Raw genomic sequence first — 15,067 nt, 5'->3', positions numbered from 1 at the left:
ACCTATCTAACTCATCGTAGGCTTGGCCCATGCGTGAACGCGGAGAGTCGCCGTTCCTGGAAGCGCTGGTGAGCCGGGTTGTCGTCGCTGACGGCGCCATGGGCACGATGCTTCAGGCCGCTGACCTCTCTCTTGACGACTTCAACGGTCTAGAAGGCTGCAACGAGATCCTCAACGTGACACGGCCGGACGTCGTGAAGGCCGTGCACCGCGGCTATCTCGAGGTAGGCGTGGACGCGGTCGAGACGAACACGTTCGGTGCGAACCTCGCGAACCTGGCCGAGTACGACATCCCGGACCAGATCTTCCACCTGTCCGAGCGCGGCGCCGCGCTCGCGCGTGAGGTCGCGGACGAGTTCAGCACGACCGATCAGCCCCGGTTCGTGCTCGGAAGTGTCGGCCCTGGCACCAAGCTGCCGACGCTGGGTCACGCGCCGTACGCCACGTTGCGTGACGCCTACCAGGAGCAGTGCAAGGGCCTGCTGGTCGGCGGCGTCGACGCGATCATCGTCGAGACGTCGCAGGACCTGCTGCAGACCAAGGCGTCGGTCATCGGCGCCAAGCGGGCGATGGCGTCCGAGGGCCGCGTGGTTCCGATCATCGCCCAGGTGACCGTCGAGACGACCGGCACGATGCTGCTGGGCTCGGAGATCGGCGCCGCGCTGACCGCGCTGGAACCGCTGGGCATCGACCTCATCGGCCTCAACTGCGCCACCGGCCCGGCCGAGATGAGCGAGCACCTGCGGACGTTGTCCAAGCACGCGCGCATCCCGCTGTCGGTGATGCCGAACGCCGGTCTGCCCGAGTTGGGCCCCAACGGCGCTGTGTACCCGTTGTCGCCGGAGGAGCTGGCGCAGGCGTTGAGCGGGTTCGTGCAGGAGTTCGGCACGCGGCTCGTTGGCGGTTGCTGCGGCACGACGGCCGAGCACCTGCGTCAGGTCGCTGAAGCGGTCAAAGATCTCGGACCGTCGGCTCGCAGGCCGCGCCCCGAGCCTGGTGTGTCCTCTTTGTACCAAGCCGTCCCGTTTAAACAGGACGCTTCGGTGCTGATGATCGGTGAGCGCACGAACGCCAACGGCTCCAAGGCGTTCCGCGAGGCGATGCTGGCCCAGAAGTGGGAGGACTGCATCGAGATCGCCCGCGACCAGACGCGCGAGGGTGCCCACCTGATCGACCTCTGCATCGACTACGTGGGCCGCGACGGCGAGGCGGACATGCGCGCGCTGGCGTCCCGCCTGGCCACCGCGTCGACGTTGCCGATCATGCTGGACTCCACCGAGCCCGGCGTCCTGCAGGCCGGTCTGGAGTGTCTCGGGGGCCGCTGCGCCGTCAACTCGGTCAACTACGAGGACGGCGACGGCCCGGACTCCCGCTTCCAGAAGATCATGCGGCTCGCCTCCGAGCACGGCGCGGCGGTCGTGGCGCTGTGCATCGACGAGGAGGGCCAGGCCCGCACGGCGGAGTGGAAGGTCCGGGTCGCCACCAGGCTGATCGAGGACCTGACGACGAACTGGGGCATGCACCGCTCCGACATCATCGTCGACTGCCTGACGTTCCCGATCTCCACCGGCCAGGAGGAGGTGCGCCGCGACGCCATCGAGACGATCGAAGCGATCCGCGAGCTCAAGCGCCGTTTCCCGGACGTGCAGACGACTCTGGGCCTGTCGAACGTCTCTTTTGGACTCAACCCGGCCGCGCGCCAGGTGCTGAACTCGGTGTTCCTGCACGAGTGCGTGCAGGCCGGTCTCGACACCGCGATCGTGCACGCCTCCAAGATCGTGCCGATGGCGCGGATTCCCGACGAGCAGCGCGCGGTGGCTCTCGACCTCGTCTACGACCGGCGCCGCGAAGGCTATGACCCGCTGCAGAAGCTCATGGAGCTGTTCGAAGGCGTCACCACGAAGTCGAACTCCGCTTCCCGCGCCGAGGAGTTGGCCGCGCTGCCGTTGTTCGAACGGCTGGAGCGCCGGATCGTCGACGGCGAGCGCAACGGGCTGGAAGCCGACCTGGACGCCGCCCTGGAGCAGCGCCCGGCGTTGCAGATCATCAACGACACCCTGCTGGCGGGTATGAAGACCGTCGGCGAGCTGTTCGGCTCCGGCCAGATGCAGTTGCCGTTCGTGCTGCAGTCCGCCGAGGTCATGAAGACCGCCGTCGCGCACCTCGAACCGCACATGGAACGCTCCGACGACGGCGGCAAGGGCCGGATCGTGCTCGCCACCGTCAAGGGCGACGTGCACGACATCGGCAAGAACCTCGTCGACATCATCCTGTCCAACAACGGCTACGAGGTCGTGAACATCGGCATCAAGCAGCCGATCACCACGATCCTGGACGCCGCCGAGCAGCACCGCGCGGACGCGATCGGCATGTCCGGCCTGCTGGTCAAGTCGACCGTGATCATGAAGGAGAACCTCGAGGAGATGAACTCCCGGGGTGTCGCCGCGCGGTGGCCGGTCCTGCTGGGCGGCGCGGCTTTGACGCGGGCGTACGTCGAGAACGACCTGACCGAGATGTACGCCGGTGACGTCCGCTACGCCCGGGATGCCTTCGAGGGCCTGCGGTTGATGGACGCGATCATGGCGGCCAAGCGCGGTGAGACTCCTCTCGTCGACCCCGAGGCCGAGGCGAAAGCCTTGGAGCGCAAGGCTCGTCGCGAACGAGCGTTGCGCGTCGCCGCCGCCCGCAAGGCTTCTCAGGCCGAGGAGGAGACCGTCACCGGCCGCTCGGACGTCGCCGCCGACAACCCGATCCCGGCGCCGCCGTTCTGGGGCAGCCGTGTCGTGAAGGGCATCCCGGTCGCGGACTACTCGGCGTTGCTGGACGAGCGTGCGACGTTCATGGGCCAGTGGGGCCTGAAGGGGTCGCGCGGCGGCGGCCCGACCTATGAGGAGTTGGTCGAGACCGAGGGACGTCCGCGCCTGCGCTACTGGATGGAACGCCTTGCCACAGAAGGTGTTCTTGCCCACGCCGCAGTCGTCTACGGCTACTTCCCGTGTGTGTCCGATGGCGACGATCTGATCATTCTGGAAGAGCCTTCGGCCGACTCCGCCGAGCGCTTCCGCTTCACTTTCCCGCGCCAGAAAAGGGATCGCAGGCTTTGCCTGTCGGACTTCTGGCGTCCTCGCGAGTCCGGTGAGGCCGACGTCATCGCGTTCCACCTCGTGACGATGGGCCAGCCGATCGCCGACTACGCCAACGAGCTGTTCGGCAAGAACGCGTATCGTGAGTACCTGGAAGTCCACGGACTGGGGGTCCAGCTCACCGAGGCGCTGGCCGAGTACTGGCACAAGCGGGTCCGCGAGGAGCTCGTGTGGCCTTCGGGCGGGTCAGTGGCTCAGGAGGACCCCGCCGACGTCGAGGAGTTCTTCAAGCTCGGCTACCGCGGCGCGCGGTACTCGTTCGGCTACGGCGCCTGTCCCGAGATGGAAGACCGCAAGCGCATCGTCGACCTGCTCGACCCGTCGCGCATCGGTGTCTCCCTGTCCGAGGAGCTTCAGCTGCACCCCGAACAGTCCACCGACGCCTTCGTGGCGCACCACCCGGAGGCGAAGTACTTCAATGTCTGACCTCTCTGCCGTTCTGTGGGACATGGACGGCACCCTGCTGGACTCCGAGAAGCTCTGGGACATCCCGCTCTACGAGTACGCGGAGAAGCTCGGCGGGGTGCTCTCGCTGGAGACCCGCGAACGCATGGTCGGCACCAACGTGCCCACGACGATGCGCCTGCTGTTCGCCGATGTCGGCATCGAGCCTTCCGCCGACGACCTGCTGGACGGCGCCGCGTGGATCTCGCGCCGCACCGAGGAGGTCTTCCGCGCCGGTCTGCCGTGGCGTCCGGGAGCAGCCGAAGCGTTGCGGGCGGTGCGTGCTTCCGGCGTGCCGATGGCGCTGGTGACGTCGACCGAGCGCTCCCTGACCGAGGTCGCGCTGGACACGATCGGCCGGGATCTTTTCGACGTCACCGTGTGCGGCGACGAGGTGGACGGGCTGAACAAGCCGCTGCCCGAGCCGTACCTGAAGGCGGCCCGGCTGCTGGGTGTGGATGCTGCGCGGTGCGTGGCCATCGAGGACTCGCCGACGGGTGTGGCGGCCGCGGTTGCCGCCGGGTGCACGGTTCTGGTGGTGCCGTGCGACGTCGAGGTGGAGGCGGGGGAGCGGCGGATCTTCCGCGACTCGCTGGTGGGCGTCGACCTGGACGTGCTGAAGGCCCTCTAGCCCGAGCTCCTGGCCCAAGCTCACGCAGGGGTCCCCTCCCAGGGGACCCCTGATTCAATTATCCCAGGCAGCACCGACAATTTTCAGACCCAGCAGTCCCGCGGCACGAGCGTCGGCGACGTCGGCGCCCACTCCGGGGCAGCGGGCAGGGCTCGACCGGCAGGGGTGTCCACCGGCTTGGTCATCGGCAGGTCCAGCCACGTGCGCCGCTCGGGCCCGAGATCGCTCGACACCGGGAACATCATCCCCACGGCCTGCCGCAGCCGGATCTCCGCAGCCAACTCCGCGGCCCGCGGCGTGGCCACCACCCACTCCCGCACCGGACCCCACAGCCACAGCGCGGGCCCGTCGGACAGGTCCATCCGGATCTCGGTCTGGCCATCGGCGGCAATCCGGCGGATCGGCGCGAGGCCGCCGCGCAGCGTGCCCGCCTCGACCACGAGCCACGAAGCCAGCGGCACGTGCAGCGAGGAGGACAGGAGCGGCTCGGTGACCACGCCCGGCGGCACCGGCTCGAAACCGAGGAAGGTCCTGCGCACCGACACCGAGAACCGCACGCCGTTGCGCAGCGTCTCGGTGAGCACCGGCAGCGACTCCGGGTACGGCACAGCGGCAGGCACCACGGGCGCGGACGGCTGCCTGCCCGGCGACGGCTCGCTGACCGGTGCCGGTGCCGCGGCCGTCCACGTGCCGTTCTCCGGCTCGGAAGGCGCGAACTCGGCGCCCCCTGGCTCGAACCCGCCCGGCACCGCGACCCGCAGCTTCGAGTTGATCCTCCACACGTCCGCCGCCGCCCAGCCGCCGAGACGAGCCACCCGGCGACGCCGTCGTTCGATCTCGGCGGCCAGCCCGCGCGGATCGGGTGTCGGCACGAAGATGTCCGAGGTGTAGCGGATCCACACGGCCGGGCCTGGAGGCAGCACGATCTTCAGGGACAGGCCGTCGCTCTGGTCGATCTTGTACTTGAGCTCCTTGCGCAGCTCGCCCGGCTGCACCAGGACCACGGCGGCCAGCGGCGTGCCGTACACCGGCGAGTCGACGGGGGCGCCGGCGACCAGGCGGCTGAAGTAGACGCGGTCCTGCTCGATCACCACGGCCACGTCGGGGGACAGCGGCACGATGATCGGGGCGTCGTTCATCGGCGCAGCTCCGGTGGCAGCAACGGGATCAGGGCGTTGAGGTAGTTCGCGGCGATGGTCTCGGTTCCGGCGCCTTTGCGGTGCAGGACGGCACGGCCACCGCCGAGTTCGAGCGCTTCGGTCGAATCAGTGGGCGGCGCGGACACCAGCACCGGCGTCATCCGCCGGACGAATGCCAGGTCGTCGCAGAACACGAGAAACCTGTCGTCGAACTGCGGCACCCCGGTCGCCACCGCACCGGCGTTGTCGTCGTTCAGGCGGTTCTCCTGACGCGGGGCGACACGCAGCGGCGGGCACGGGCCGATCACCGTGCCCAGCGACAGCGTGGTCTCGGTCCGGGCCCGCACGTCGTCGCCGGCGGCGGACTCGAGGCCGACGATCTTCGTCTCCGACACGACCGTGAACGCGCGCCCGCCCACGGACAGCTCGGACGACACGGTCTCCTCCGGCCAGAACCGCTTCCGCCACCAGCCCGGCATCAGATGTCGAGCTCCTCGCCGGTCTTGGCGGACTCCTCGCCGCGATGGTCGTAGGCGACGGTCTTGTAGACGCCGTCCGCGTACCCGGCGACCTTGTTCGCGATCTTGACCGGGTCGGTGTACTCCGAGCCCTTCGGACCGCTCTTGTCCAGGCCGACGGTCTTCTTCAGCTGATCCTGCACGGCCTTGTCCAAGGCCTTGCCGAACGTGCCGGGCTTGTCCGCGGCGCCCTTGACGAACGCCTGTCCGATCTTCGACTCGCGCAGCACCTCGCGGATTCGCTTCAGCACGTTCATGATCTTCTGGATCACCGAACGGACCTTGTTGACCTCGTTGCCGGCCTTCGCGGTCGAGATACCCGCCTCGACCGGCGTGGCCGCGGCCGCCGCTGCCTCGGAGGCGCCCAGAGTGGGGACGGCGGCGAGCTGCGCGGCGATCCACGTGACGACCAGCCACTCGATCAGGTCGCTCAGGATCCCCTTGATGATGTCCTCGGCGACCTGCATGAACATCGAGCTGCCCTGCAGCAGCGACGCGATGTGACCCGCGGTGGACGCGGTGCCCTCGATGCCGTGGTGGAACCCGCCGAGCTTCTCCGCGGCCTTGTCACCGGCGCCGGACTTCCAGCTCTGCAGGCCCTCGTGCAGCTTCTCGTCGAACGTGCGGGCTAGCTCCTCGGTCTGCTTCGCGATGTCGTTGAACGTCCCGGCGGCCTTGCTGGTCGCGGCAGGATCGCCGGTCACCAGGTCGACGGCCTGCTTGAGCGGCGCGACGACGTCCAGCAGCCAGCCGAGTCCCTTGGAGATGAGGAAGTTCAGCGGGTCGGCGATGGCACCGGCGAGCTTCATGCCCTCCTGCATGAAGTCGTTCATGTCGGAGATGACGCCGACGACGTCCTTGGCGATCGCCTCGCCGTCGCCCTTCTTGATGTCGTCGGCCAGCTTCGCGCTGTCCTTCATGAGCGAGTAGCTGCTGCCGCCGAACGGGACGGACTTCGCCGCCTGCTTGCCCACGTTGTCGCCGGAGTACTGGTCGGTGTAGCTGCCGAGCACCCCACCGGCGTTCGAGGTCGCCTTGCCGCCGCTGACCATCGGAGGTGCGCTGGCGCTGTCGAGTCCGGTTTGGAGGGTCTTGCCGAACGCGTCGGTGGTCGCCTTCTCGTTGTCGGCGTAGGTCTGCGCGGTGGCGGTGAGGGCGGCGTCGATCTTGCCGAAGCCCTCGGTCATCTTGCCGAAGTGGCCGTGCAGGTCGCCGAGCAGCGCGTCGTACTGCTCGTACATGCCGAGCAGGTGCCCGAGCGCGCCCCAGCTGATCGCCGGGACGGACGCGGTGGTGGCCGCGTCGTTGAGCTTCGTGGAGCTGGCGGTCAGCGCGCCGACGTTCTTGGCGCACTGCACGAGCTCGGCCGGGTGCACGATGAAGTCGGTCACCAGCGATCGTCCCCGCGGTAGATGCTGCCGGTGTCACCGTCGTCGTCCACCGGGGGACGCGGTTGCGGGGAAGCGGGCTGACCGAAGATCTCCTGCTGGGTCTTCGCCACGCGTTCGGCGATCGCGATGTCGGTGTGGCTCTGCACGATCTCGGCCTGCTGACGCGCGGCGGCCGCGACGGCCTGCTGCAGCGTGGACATGACGGACTGCGAGAGCTGGGACGGCGACAGCTTCTTCGCGTCCTCGGTGAACCGGATCTCCTTGATGGAACCGGACAAACCCGCGACGACCGTGATCGAGCGGTCGGGGGACTGGACGCTGGCCTCGACTTCTCTGAGCTCCGTGCCCATCGCGTCGTAACCGGCGGCACGGGCATCGGCCGCACGGTTGGCCTGCTCGAAGAACTCGAGCTTCTGACGCATCTGTTCCAGCAACTCAGCGCTGTCGGCCATGCACCGAACGTACCAATGCCGCCTGGGCGGGGTGGCCGTACCCTCGGCCACCCCACTCAATCAGGCGACAATCAGCTGACAACGGCCTTCCGAGCGGTCCTGCGCGTGGCCGGGTCGACCAGCAGCCCGAACACCACGCCGAGACCGACGTAGAGCGTGGCCAGCTGGGCGAGCGAGCTGAGGCGGAACTGCCACAGCACGGTCACCGGCATGTCCGCGGGGATCGTGTCCGGCGGCGCGGGGAACGCCAGCAGCACCACCGCGACGGTCGCGACCACCGCGAGCAGCACCGCGGTGACGCGGACGGGCTGCGTCTGGGCCTGGAGCCGCTCGGCGAGCCAGCTCGCGCCCCAGACGATCACCAGGCCGGCCGCCACGACGCCGAGGTAGAGCGCGGTCCGGTAGTTCACCGTCTCCGGGTCGCCCACGGCGGGCGGGTTGGCCGGGTACTTGATCCACGGCAGCAGCGCGACGGCACCGAACACCGCGGCACCGAGCGCGAGGCTGCGGCTGAACGGCGGCCGGTCGGCGAACCACCGCTTCGACAGCGCGTAGGCCGTGGCGAACACGAGCCCGACCGCGATGCCGACGATGATCACGCCGAGCATGCCGCCCACGACCTGCGCGCCGCGGCTGACCAGCTCTTCCTCGCCGTGCGAGTGGCCTTCACCGGCAGCGGGCTCCCGAGCCTCTTCGACCGCGAGCGCGGCACGAATGGGGATCTCGGTCACCAGAAGTTGCACGAGCGCGGAGGCGACGCCGGCGATGGCGCCCGCCCCGATTCCGCGCAGCGCAAGAGACTTGTACGTCGTCATGTGCTTGATCCGCTCGCCGGCGGATCAGTGGCAGGGAACGCCGAGAGCGTGCCGGCCGTCGTGGAAGAACTCGTGCAGCATCTCGGAGCTCGCGCCGAGCGCGAGACCGTTCTCCTGCAGAACCAGGTAGGTGACGATCAGGCCGAGCAACGCGACTGCGAAGGCCCACTTGGGCACCTGAACTGCGGACAGATTTGCTGCGGGGCTCGTCATGACGGGCTCCTCCATACCTCGTGGAAGTCAACTCTCCTTGCGGCGCCGCAGCCGGTCTCCTGACTCCCGGATCAACGCTGTCCCCGCGTCTTCCCAGTCCCCTCGCGGGGACCAGTGACGTTCTCGGCGGGGATAACTTCCCGGTCACAGTGGCGAGGACCGCGCCGGATTCACACCGGCTTCCCGTCACTGCGGCGCGTGCACCGTAAGTTGAGTTGCCGGTTAAGCACAACCGGCCATAAGAGTTGTTGCGTTCCTCACTTCACGAGTGGACAGTCCCCGCACTTCCCACCAGCGGCGACGCGGTAGTAAAGACAACAGGACCGACGCCGGAACGTGACCTCGCCCGGGAAACTGAGGAATTCTCCCGCCTGTTCGAACGGTGGCGCGCTCATGAGCCGTTTGCCGCGTTCTTCCGCTTCCTCGGCCGTGAGCATGCGTGCGCGGACAACCATTTTGAGCGCACCCGCGATGTTCGACATCGCGTTGCCCCACAACAATCCGCGCGCCACCGGCGTGACGCCCTGGATCGCTTCCACCACGGGTTCGAGCGCCTCCGCGGCTCGCGGACCGAGCTGCGGCTGGTCGATGCGGACGCTCAGGCCGTTGGCCGGATGGTGTTGCCACCACAGGTTTTCCGGCCGGATGTCGATCGGGATGTCCGCCGCGGTGAGCGGGCTGAGCAGCCGGGCGGTGTAGCTGAGGAAGAACAGGCTCGCGGCGACGCGTGGTTCCTCTGCTTTGTACCGGGTCGCGATGGCGTCGACGGTGGTTTTGAGCGCAGGGCCCCGCAGAAGTGCTGTTCCGGGGAGCCAGCTCTCGTCCGGACGGCCCACGTCGAGAGCGAAGAAGGGGTTGATGCCGCGCACCCGGCGCAGTGCTTCCAGTACTTGGGCGAACTCCGACACGAAGTTCACGCTACTGGGTGTCCATGCAGGACAGATCACGTCCAGGGCGTGGGACAGATCTGACCGCGGTGTGGACCGGGGTGCGCGGGATGGGAGGATGTCACCCCGTGAAGACCTTCGACTCCCTGTTCGCCGAGCTGACCGAACGAGCCGCCACCAAGCCGGCGGGATCCGGCACCGTCGCAGCGCTCGAGGCCGGCGTCCATGCGCAGGGCAAGAAGGTCCTGGAGGAGGCGGGCGAGGTCTGGATCGCCGCCGAGTACGAGTCCGACGAGAAGCTCTCCGAAGAGATCTCGCAGCTGCTGTACCGCCTCCAGGTGCTCATGCTGGGCCGCGGCCTGACCCTCGAAGACGTCTACAAGTACCTCTGACGGAGACTTTCACATGCTGCGCGTTGCAGTCCCGAACAAGGGCGCGCTCGCCGAACGCGCCTCCGCCATGCTGACCGAGGCCGGTTACCGGCAGCGGCACGAGCCGCGCGACCTCACCGTGCTCGACCCGAACAACGACGTCGAGTTCTTCTTCCTGCGCCCCAAGGACATCGCGATCTACGTGGCGTCCGGCGACCTCGACCTCGGCATCACCGGCCGCGACCTCGCCGCCGACTCGGGCGCCGACGACAACGGCTCGTCGGTCGAGGAGCTCCTGGCGCTCGGCTTCGGCTCGTCGACCTTCCGCTACGCGGGGCCTCGCGGCACCGACTGGAAGGTGTCCGACCTCGAGGGCAAGCGCCTGGCCACCGCGTACCCGAGGCTGGTCGGCCGCGACCTCAAGGCTCGCGGCATCACCGCCCAGGTGATCCGCCTCGACGGCGCCGTGGAGATCTCGATCCAGCTCGGCGTGGCCGACCTGATCGCCGACGTCGTGGGCTCCGGCCGCACGTTGCGCCAGCACGACCTGGTGCCGTTCGGCGACGTGATCTGCGAGTCCGAGGCCGTGCTCGTGCACCGCTCGGGCTCCGACCTCACGGCCGCCAAGAAGCAGCTCACGGCCCGTCTGCAGGGCGTCGTGTTCGCGCAGCAGTACCTGATGCTCGACTACGACTGCCCGCGCACGCTCCTGGAACAGGCGGTCAGCCTGACGCCGGGCCTGGAGTCGCCGACCGTCGCGCCCCTGGCCGACGACAACTGGGTGGCCGTGCGGGCGATGGTGTCGCGCCGGGAAGCGAACCAGGTGATGGACGAGCTGGCCGCGATCGGCGCCAAGGCCGTGCTGGCGTCGGACATCAGGTTCTGCCGCCTGTGATCCTGGAGCACGCCGTCCTGGACGTGGTGCCGGGCCAGGAGACGGACTTCGAGTGGGCGTTCGGCGAGGCGCGGGAGCTGATCTCCGCCTCGCCGGGCTTCCTTGGCCTGGAGCTGCTCCGGTCGTTCGAGACGCCGTCGCGCTACCTGCTGCTGGTGCGCTGGGAGTCCGTCGAGGCGCACACCGTCGGCTTCCGGCAGGGGTCGTCGTACCCGCAGTGGTCCGCGCTGCTGCACAAGTTCTACTCGCCGTTCCCCGTGGTGGAGCACTACTCGAGCGCTCTGAGCACCTCGTCGTCCGTGGTCTGATCGAACCGGTCGTACCAGCGGCTGACGGCGCCGAAGTGCTTCGGCACGAGCAGGGCGACCACCGGTGTCCGGAAGGTGCGGATCGACTCCCTGGCGGCGACCGGGACCGCGAGGGTCAGGCTCCTCGGCTCGTGCTTCGCGACCCAGTGCAGCGCCGCCTTGGCCGTGACGCCGGTGGCGAGGCCGTCGTCGATGACGATGACGTCGCGGCCCGCGAGGGTCAGTGACGGCTTGTCCTTGCGGTACAGGGCAGTGCGCCGGGCCGCCTCCGCGCGTTCGGCATCGCAGGTCGCGGCCAGCTGGTGCTCGGTGAGGTTCAGGGCTCGGAGCACGCTCGGGTCGTAGATGGGCTCGCTGTCCGCCGTGACCGCGCCGACGCCGTACTCGGGGTGGCCGGGAGCGCCGATCTTGCGCGCCACCACGACGTCGAGCTCGGCGCCGAGCTTGGCCGCCACCTCTTTGGCCACCGGGACTCCGCCGCGGGGCAGGCCCAGCACCAGCGGGTCGTGCCAGGGGTCGTCCGCGAGTCGCGCGGCGAGGGCGCGGCCCGCCTCCTGCCGGTTCGCGAACCTCTTCACAGTCCGGTCGACGTTACGCCTGTCCCCGAGCGGGTAGCTGCCGCGCCGAAGTTTCTCCGCGTGGAATGTTTTGGCCCAATCGAGTGAACCTGGGGTCCGGATTGCGCTGATGCCCGGCTGAACGCCCCTGAGCGTCATGACAAGACACAACGGCGGTCGCGCCGGCCGCGGCGAGGCGGCGGTGCTGGTCAACGGAGTGCTCGCGGGCGTGGGCTCCCTCTACGTCCTGACAGGCTCGGTCGCTGTCACGGTCGGCGCGGCGGTGCTGGCAACCGGCCTGGCGGCGCTCTCGATCCTCGGCCGGCCGAACGGGTCGTGACGCGATGACGTTGTCGCGCGATCTCCTGGGTGAACCGGCACCCGACGCACGGAGACCGATGTCCGAGGACGAGCCCCCGGACCGGGAAGCGGACTTCCGTCGCTTCCACCGGCAGGAGTACCCCCTGATCATCGCCTTTCTGTGTCATCTCGGGTTCTCGCACCACATCGCGGACGAGGCGGCGTCCGAGGCGTTGGAGGAGCTCTACTGGTCGTGGTTCGACGTGTGCACCAGCCGGCGCATGTGGGTGCGCACCACCGCGAAACGCGTGGCTGTGCGCAAGGCGAAGGCCGAGCGGGGCGGGCCGCTCAACCGGTTGCTGGACAAAGGTTTCCGCCCACAGCTGGAACACGACGACTCCGGTCTCGGTGAGGTCGTCGAGCGGCACGGTGGCCTCGTGCGTGCCATCAACAGCCTGCCCACGAGCCAGCGCGAGGCGTTCGCGCTCCACGTGGACGGCTTCACCGCCAAGGAGATCGCGGCCGCTCTGGCCATCGCGGAACGCACCGTGCACCACCGCATCCAGCGCGCACGGACCACGTTGCGCGCCCTGGTTGCCTCTGGGGAGGAGAAGTGATGACCGATGACGAGTTCGACGAGATGCTGAAGGCACGGCACAACAGGTTCGTCGCCGATGTCGCCGCGGTGGTTCGGCGGTCACCTGAGCCTGCCGTGGTTTCGTCGCCTGTGGTGTCCAGGATCGCCGTGCTGTCGGCCGCGGTCAGGTCACGGCTGGATTCCGTGGCGAGCCGGGTGCCGGCTTTCGAGCCGATGAGCTCAGCGATGTGGATCGGCGTCACGCTCGCGCTACTGGGGGTGGTGCTCGCCGGAACCGGGCAGCCGGGTCCGTTGCGCGCGGATCTCCCGCAGATGGCATCGGCGCCGACGCCCTCTATTTCACTGACTGTCGATCCGCGCGCGGTTTCTCCGGGGCTGGCCCGGTACGGCGACCCGGAACTGGTGACGCGCGCCGAGATCATGTTCGCGGCCGACTCCCTGGAAATGTCCGGAAGCGGGAGGGTCACGCTGTGGGATGTCAGCGACAGCGTCCGGCAGGGCGACTGGGTCACCGTCGTCGGCCACACGGCCAGAGCCGGATCGGCGGACACCGCGGTCGAGTTCAGCCGCCGGCGTGCCGACTCGGTGCGGCTCGTGCTGATCAACTCCGGGGTGGCGGCCGAGCGGATCAGTGTCGCCGGCAGGGGCTATCAGTACGCCCACCCCGATGTCGATGCCGGTGACCGGCGAGTGGAGGTGGCGGTGTGGCGGAAGACGTGATCAGCCGCGCTCCCTCACGAACAGCGCCTGCGCCGTGGTTCCCACCGGACCTTCGACGTCGTGCACCACGCTCGTCGCGAGCCCGACCCCGTCCGGCCCGATCGTCGTCCGGGCGTCCAGGCCGACCCACTCGCCGACGGGCTGGCGGTGCAGGTGCACGGTCAGGTCGGTGTTGATGGCGTACCACTTGCGAATGTCCACACGCGACGAAACGCCGCTGGCCGAGTCGACCACCGAGAACAGTCGCTCCAGCGGCGTGGGCTCGAAGCCTTCCACCACGGCGACTCGCGGCCCCGCCCACACCTGCGCATCGCCTGGGGTGAAGATGCCGCCCGACACCGACAGCCACTCGACGGCGGCGAGGTAGCCGCCCGACCAGAAGTCCGGGATCTCCATCGGCACGGCCGAAGCGGGCGGTGCCATGGCCGCGACGGCGCCGCCCGCCACGGCTGTGGTGTCGGAGCCTACGATGTGCCACGCCCGCGCGGTGAGCACCACGCGGCCGTCGCAGGACAGCGAGGCCGACAGCAGTTCCACCGAGCGGCCGGGGCGTTCGACCGAAGTGGACACCGTCAGGTCGGCCACCGGTACCGGGCCGAGCACCTCGAACGTCACGCGGGAGAGCGTTGGACGTGAGGCGAGCAGCGCGCGCACGAGCAGTGCGGAGGGCGGGCCGAGGTGCTGGCTGTCCGGGCCCCACGGGCCGACGGTGTGCTGGGTGGAGCGGAAGACGTCGTCGCCCAGCGGCAGGTAGAAGGCGTCCATCAGTCGCGGTCCTGGAGGGGCTCGGTGTCGTCGGGCTCCGGCCAGCCGGGGTACGGGGGCGGGGTGCCGTCGAACGCCGGGCAGAACGCCTTGTGGTCGCAGTAGTCGCACAGGCGGCTCGGGGACGGGCGGAAGTCGCCGGTCGGGGCCGCGCGCATGATGGCCTGCCAGATGGCGTCGAGGGTGCGCTCGAAGCGGGAGAGTTCGGCCTCGTCGGGGGTGTAGGCGAGGGCCTGGCGGTCGGCCAGGTACATCAGGCGCAGCTGGCGGGGGACCACGCCGCGCAGCTTCCACAGCACCAGGGCGTAGAACTTCATCTGGAACAGGGCTTTGGCTTCGCCGACCTCGCGCGGGGCGGCGCCGGTCTTGTAGTCCACGACGCGGATCTCACCGGTCGGGGCCACGTCCACGCGGTCGATGTAGCCGCGCAGCAGGACTCCGGACGGGAGCTCGGACTCGACGAGGAGCTCGCGGGACTCCGGTTCGAGCCGGCGCGGGTCCTCCAGGCCGAAGTAGCCGTCCAGCAGGGCGGTGGCGGACTCCAGCCACTGCGCTTCCTCGTCGCTGCCCTCGGCGGAGAACAGCGAGGAGAACTCCGGGCGTTCGGCCTTCACGCGTTCCCAGGCCGGGACGATCATCGAGCGGGCACGGGACGGCACGCGCTCCGCGGCAGGAAGGGCGAAGAGGTCCTCGAGCACGGCGTGCACCACCGTGCCGCGCACCTGGGCCTTCGTCGGCCGCTCGGGCAGGCGGTCGACGGCGCGGAACCGGTAGAGCAGCGGGCACTGCTTGAAGTCCCCGGCTCGTGACGGGGACAGGGCCGGCCTGCGCAACGTGGTGCTCATGGTTCGCACCCTAGGACAGGGGTCCGACAATTCCGTGCCCGCCCACGGCACACGCCGTCCCACCAGACCGCGAGA

At 69.2% G+C, this 15,067-nt stretch carries 18 protein-coding genes and 1 riboswitch; of the genes, 8 read left to right on the top strand and 10 right to left on the bottom strand.

The genetic code is table 11. The annotated features are described in order from the left end of the window. Positions 1 to 29 precede the first annotated feature (29 nt). Together metH and ABZ345_RS42505 are read left to right on the top strand one after the other, a co-directional pair. Entirely contained in the window at positions 30 to 3,569 is a 3,540-nt protein-coding gene (metH, locus tag ABZ345_RS42510; protein WP_359860633.1) for a methionine synthase, read from the top strand. After that, positions 3,562 to 4,218 carry an HAD family phosphatase gene (locus ABZ345_RS42505; protein WP_359860632.1) on the top strand — a complete coding sequence of 219 codons (657 nt, stop codon included), beginning with the start codon at positions 3,562 to 3,564 and terminating at the stop codon, positions 4,216 to 4,218. The genes metH and ABZ345_RS42505 overlap by 8 nt, the downstream gene beginning before the upstream one ends. 83 nt (positions 4,219 to 4,301) lie before the next feature. On the opposite strand, the gene ABZ345_RS42500 is transcribed toward ABZ345_RS42505, so the two are convergent. The 7 genes from ABZ345_RS42500 to ABZ345_RS42470 form a co-directional block, all read right to left on the bottom strand. Continuing rightward, positions 4,302 to 5,357: a hypothetical protein gene (locus ABZ345_RS42500; protein WP_359860631.1), complete on the bottom strand. Its 1,056-nt coding sequence runs from the start codon at positions 5,355 to 5,357 to the stop codon at positions 4,302 to 4,304. After that, entirely contained in the window at positions 5,354 to 5,836 is a 483-nt protein-coding gene (locus ABZ345_RS42495; protein WP_359860630.1) for a hypothetical protein, read from the bottom strand. Before ABZ345_RS42495 ends, ABZ345_RS42500 begins: the two co-directional genes overlap by 4 nt. Continuing rightward, on the bottom strand, positions 5,836 to 7,266 hold the full coding sequence (locus tag ABZ345_RS42490; protein ID WP_359860629.1) for a hypothetical protein: 1,431 nt from the start codon (positions 7,264 to 7,266) through the stop codon (positions 5,836 to 5,838). The genes ABZ345_RS42495 and ABZ345_RS42490 overlap by 1 nt, the downstream gene beginning before the upstream one ends. Then, a complete protein-coding gene (locus tag ABZ345_RS42485; RefSeq protein ID WP_359860628.1) occupies positions 7,263 to 7,718 on the bottom strand; it encodes a YbaB/EbfC family nucleoid-associated protein in 456 nt (151 codons plus the stop codon). Before ABZ345_RS42485 ends, ABZ345_RS42490 begins: the two co-directional genes overlap by 4 nt. A gap of 71 nt (positions 7,719 to 7,789) precedes the next feature. Then, positions 7,790 to 8,533 (bottom strand): CbtA family protein, encoded by a 744-nt coding sequence (locus ABZ345_RS42480; RefSeq protein WP_359860627.1) that lies wholly within the window; start codon positions 8,531 to 8,533, stop codon positions 7,790 to 7,792. Between the two features lie 24 nt (positions 8,534 to 8,557). Beyond that, a complete protein-coding gene (locus ABZ345_RS42475) occupies positions 8,558 to 8,746 on the bottom strand; it encodes a CbtB-domain containing protein (protein ID WP_359860626.1) in 189 nt (62 codons plus the stop codon). A 31-nt stretch (positions 8,747 to 8,777) separates the two neighbouring features. Further along, positions 8,778 to 8,969: riboswitch (cobalamin riboswitch) on the bottom strand. Between the two features lie 34 nt (positions 8,970 to 9,003). After that, positions 9,004 to 9,654, bottom strand: a complete 651-nt coding sequence (locus ABZ345_RS42470; RefSeq protein ID WP_359860625.1) for a (2Fe-2S)-binding protein — start codon at positions 9,652 to 9,654, stop codon at positions 9,004 to 9,006. Between the two features lie 107 nt (positions 9,655 to 9,761). Here ABZ345_RS42470 and ABZ345_RS42465 point away from each other — a divergent pair, with 107 nt between their 5' ends. The 3 genes from ABZ345_RS42465 to ABZ345_RS42455 are packed head-to-tail and all read left to right on the top strand — an operon-like array spanning position 9,762 to position 11,207. Further along, positions 9,762 to 10,025, top strand: coding sequence for a phosphoribosyl-ATP diphosphatase (locus tag ABZ345_RS42465; protein WP_086667212.1), 264 nt, complete (start codon positions 9,762 to 9,764; stop codon positions 10,023 to 10,025). A 13-nt stretch (positions 10,026 to 10,038) separates the two neighbouring features. Then, positions 10,039 to 10,899 carry an ATP phosphoribosyltransferase gene (gene hisG, locus ABZ345_RS42460; protein WP_359860624.1) on the top strand — a complete coding sequence of 287 codons (861 nt, stop codon included), beginning with the start codon at positions 10,039 to 10,041 and terminating at the stop codon, positions 10,897 to 10,899. Beyond that, a complete protein-coding gene (locus ABZ345_RS42455) occupies positions 10,896 to 11,207 on the top strand; it encodes an antibiotic biosynthesis monooxygenase (RefSeq protein ID WP_359860623.1) in 312 nt (103 codons plus the stop codon). The genes hisG and ABZ345_RS42455 overlap by 4 nt, the downstream gene beginning before the upstream one ends. Here the strand turns inward: ABZ345_RS42455 and ABZ345_RS42450 are convergent. Beyond that, a complete protein-coding gene (locus ABZ345_RS42450) occupies positions 11,168 to 11,785 on the bottom strand; it encodes a phosphoribosyltransferase family protein (RefSeq protein WP_359860622.1) in 618 nt (205 codons plus the stop codon). The two genes, ABZ345_RS42455 and ABZ345_RS42450, sit on opposite strands and share 40 nt — an antisense overlap. Positions 11,786 to 11,921: 136 nt before the next feature. Between ABZ345_RS42450 and ABZ345_RS42445 the strand changes: the two genes are divergently transcribed. The 3 genes from ABZ345_RS42445 to ABZ345_RS42435 are packed head-to-tail and all read left to right on the top strand — an operon-like array spanning position 11,922 to position 13,382. Further along, entirely contained in the window at positions 11,922 to 12,104 is a 183-nt protein-coding gene (locus ABZ345_RS42445; RefSeq protein ID WP_359860621.1) for a hypothetical protein, read from the top strand. 58 nt (positions 12,105 to 12,162) lie between these two features. Next, positions 12,163 to 12,681: a sigma factor-like helix-turn-helix DNA-binding protein gene (locus ABZ345_RS42440; RefSeq protein WP_359860620.1), complete on the top strand. Its 519-nt coding sequence runs from the start codon at positions 12,163 to 12,165 to the stop codon at positions 12,679 to 12,681. Further along, positions 12,681 to 13,382 (top strand): OmpA family protein, encoded by a 702-nt coding sequence (locus ABZ345_RS42435; protein ID WP_359860619.1) that lies wholly within the window; start codon positions 12,681 to 12,683, stop codon positions 13,380 to 13,382. The genes ABZ345_RS42440 and ABZ345_RS42435 overlap by 1 nt, the downstream gene beginning before the upstream one ends. On the opposite strand, the gene ABZ345_RS42430 is transcribed toward ABZ345_RS42435, so the two are convergent. Both ABZ345_RS42430 and ABZ345_RS42425 read right to left on the bottom strand, forming a co-directional pair. Further along, the gene (locus ABZ345_RS42430; RefSeq protein WP_359860671.1) at positions 13,383 to 14,150 is read right to left on the bottom strand and encodes a thioesterase family protein; all 768 of its coding nucleotides are present in this window, start codon (positions 14,148 to 14,150) and stop codon (positions 13,383 to 13,385) included. Beyond that, a complete protein-coding gene (locus ABZ345_RS42425) occupies positions 14,147 to 14,992 on the bottom strand; it encodes a PD-(D/E)XK nuclease family protein (RefSeq protein ID WP_359860618.1) in 846 nt (281 codons plus the stop codon). The genes ABZ345_RS42430 and ABZ345_RS42425 overlap by 4 nt, the downstream gene beginning before the upstream one ends. Positions 14,993 to 15,067: the final 75 nt, after the last annotated feature.

Origin of the sequence: Lentzea sp. NPDC005914, from assembly GCF_040629405.1 — a bacterium.
In the GTDB taxonomy this organism is placed as follows: Bacteria; Actinomycetota; Actinomycetes; order Mycobacteriales; family Pseudonocardiaceae; genus Lentzea.
This window is presented reverse-complemented; position numbering and strand designations above follow the sequence as displayed.

Excerpts from the sequence above, each read along its gene's own strand:
- hisG (WP_359860624.1), top strand. The coding sequence starts at position 10,039 with ATGCTGCGCGTTGCAGTCCCGAACAAGGGCGCGCTCGCCGAACGCGCC.
- ABZ345_RS42425 (WP_359860618.1), bottom strand. The coding sequence starts at position 14,992 with ATGAGCACCACGTTGCGCAGGCCGGCCCTGTCCCCGTCACGAGCCGGG.
- ABZ345_RS42505 (WP_359860632.1), top strand. The coding sequence starts at position 3,562 with ATGTCTGACCTCTCTGCCGTTCTGTGGGACATGGACGGCACCCTGCTG.
- ABZ345_RS42500 (WP_359860631.1), bottom strand. The coding sequence starts at position 5,357 with ATGAACGACGCCCCGATCATCGTGCCGCTGTCCCCCGACGTGGCCGTG.
- ABZ345_RS42475 (WP_359860626.1), bottom strand. The coding sequence starts at position 8,746 with ATGACGAGCCCCGCAGCAAATCTGTCCGCAGTTCAGGTGCCCAAGTGG.
- ABZ345_RS42440 (WP_359860620.1), top strand. The coding sequence starts at position 12,163 with ATGTCCGAGGACGAGCCCCCGGACCGGGAAGCGGACTTCCGTCGCTTC.
- metH (WP_359860633.1), top strand. The coding sequence starts at position 30 with ATGCGTGAACGCGGAGAGTCGCCGTTCCTGGAAGCGCTGGTGAGCCGG.
- ABZ345_RS42480 (WP_359860627.1), bottom strand. The coding sequence starts at position 8,533 with ATGACGACGTACAAGTCTCTTGCGCTGCGCGGAATCGGGGCGGGCGCC.
- ABZ345_RS42435 (WP_359860619.1), top strand. The coding sequence starts at position 12,681 with ATGACCGATGACGAGTTCGACGAGATGCTGAAGGCACGGCACAACAGG.
- ABZ345_RS42445 (WP_359860621.1), top strand. The coding sequence starts at position 11,922 with ATGACAAGACACAACGGCGGTCGCGCCGGCCGCGGCGAGGCGGCGGTG.
- ABZ345_RS42485 (WP_359860628.1), bottom strand. The coding sequence starts at position 7,718 with ATGGCCGACAGCGCTGAGTTGCTGGAACAGATGCGTCAGAAGCTCGAG.
- ABZ345_RS42495 (WP_359860630.1), bottom strand. The coding sequence starts at position 5,836 with ATGCCGGGCTGGTGGCGGAAGCGGTTCTGGCCGGAGGAGACCGTGTCG.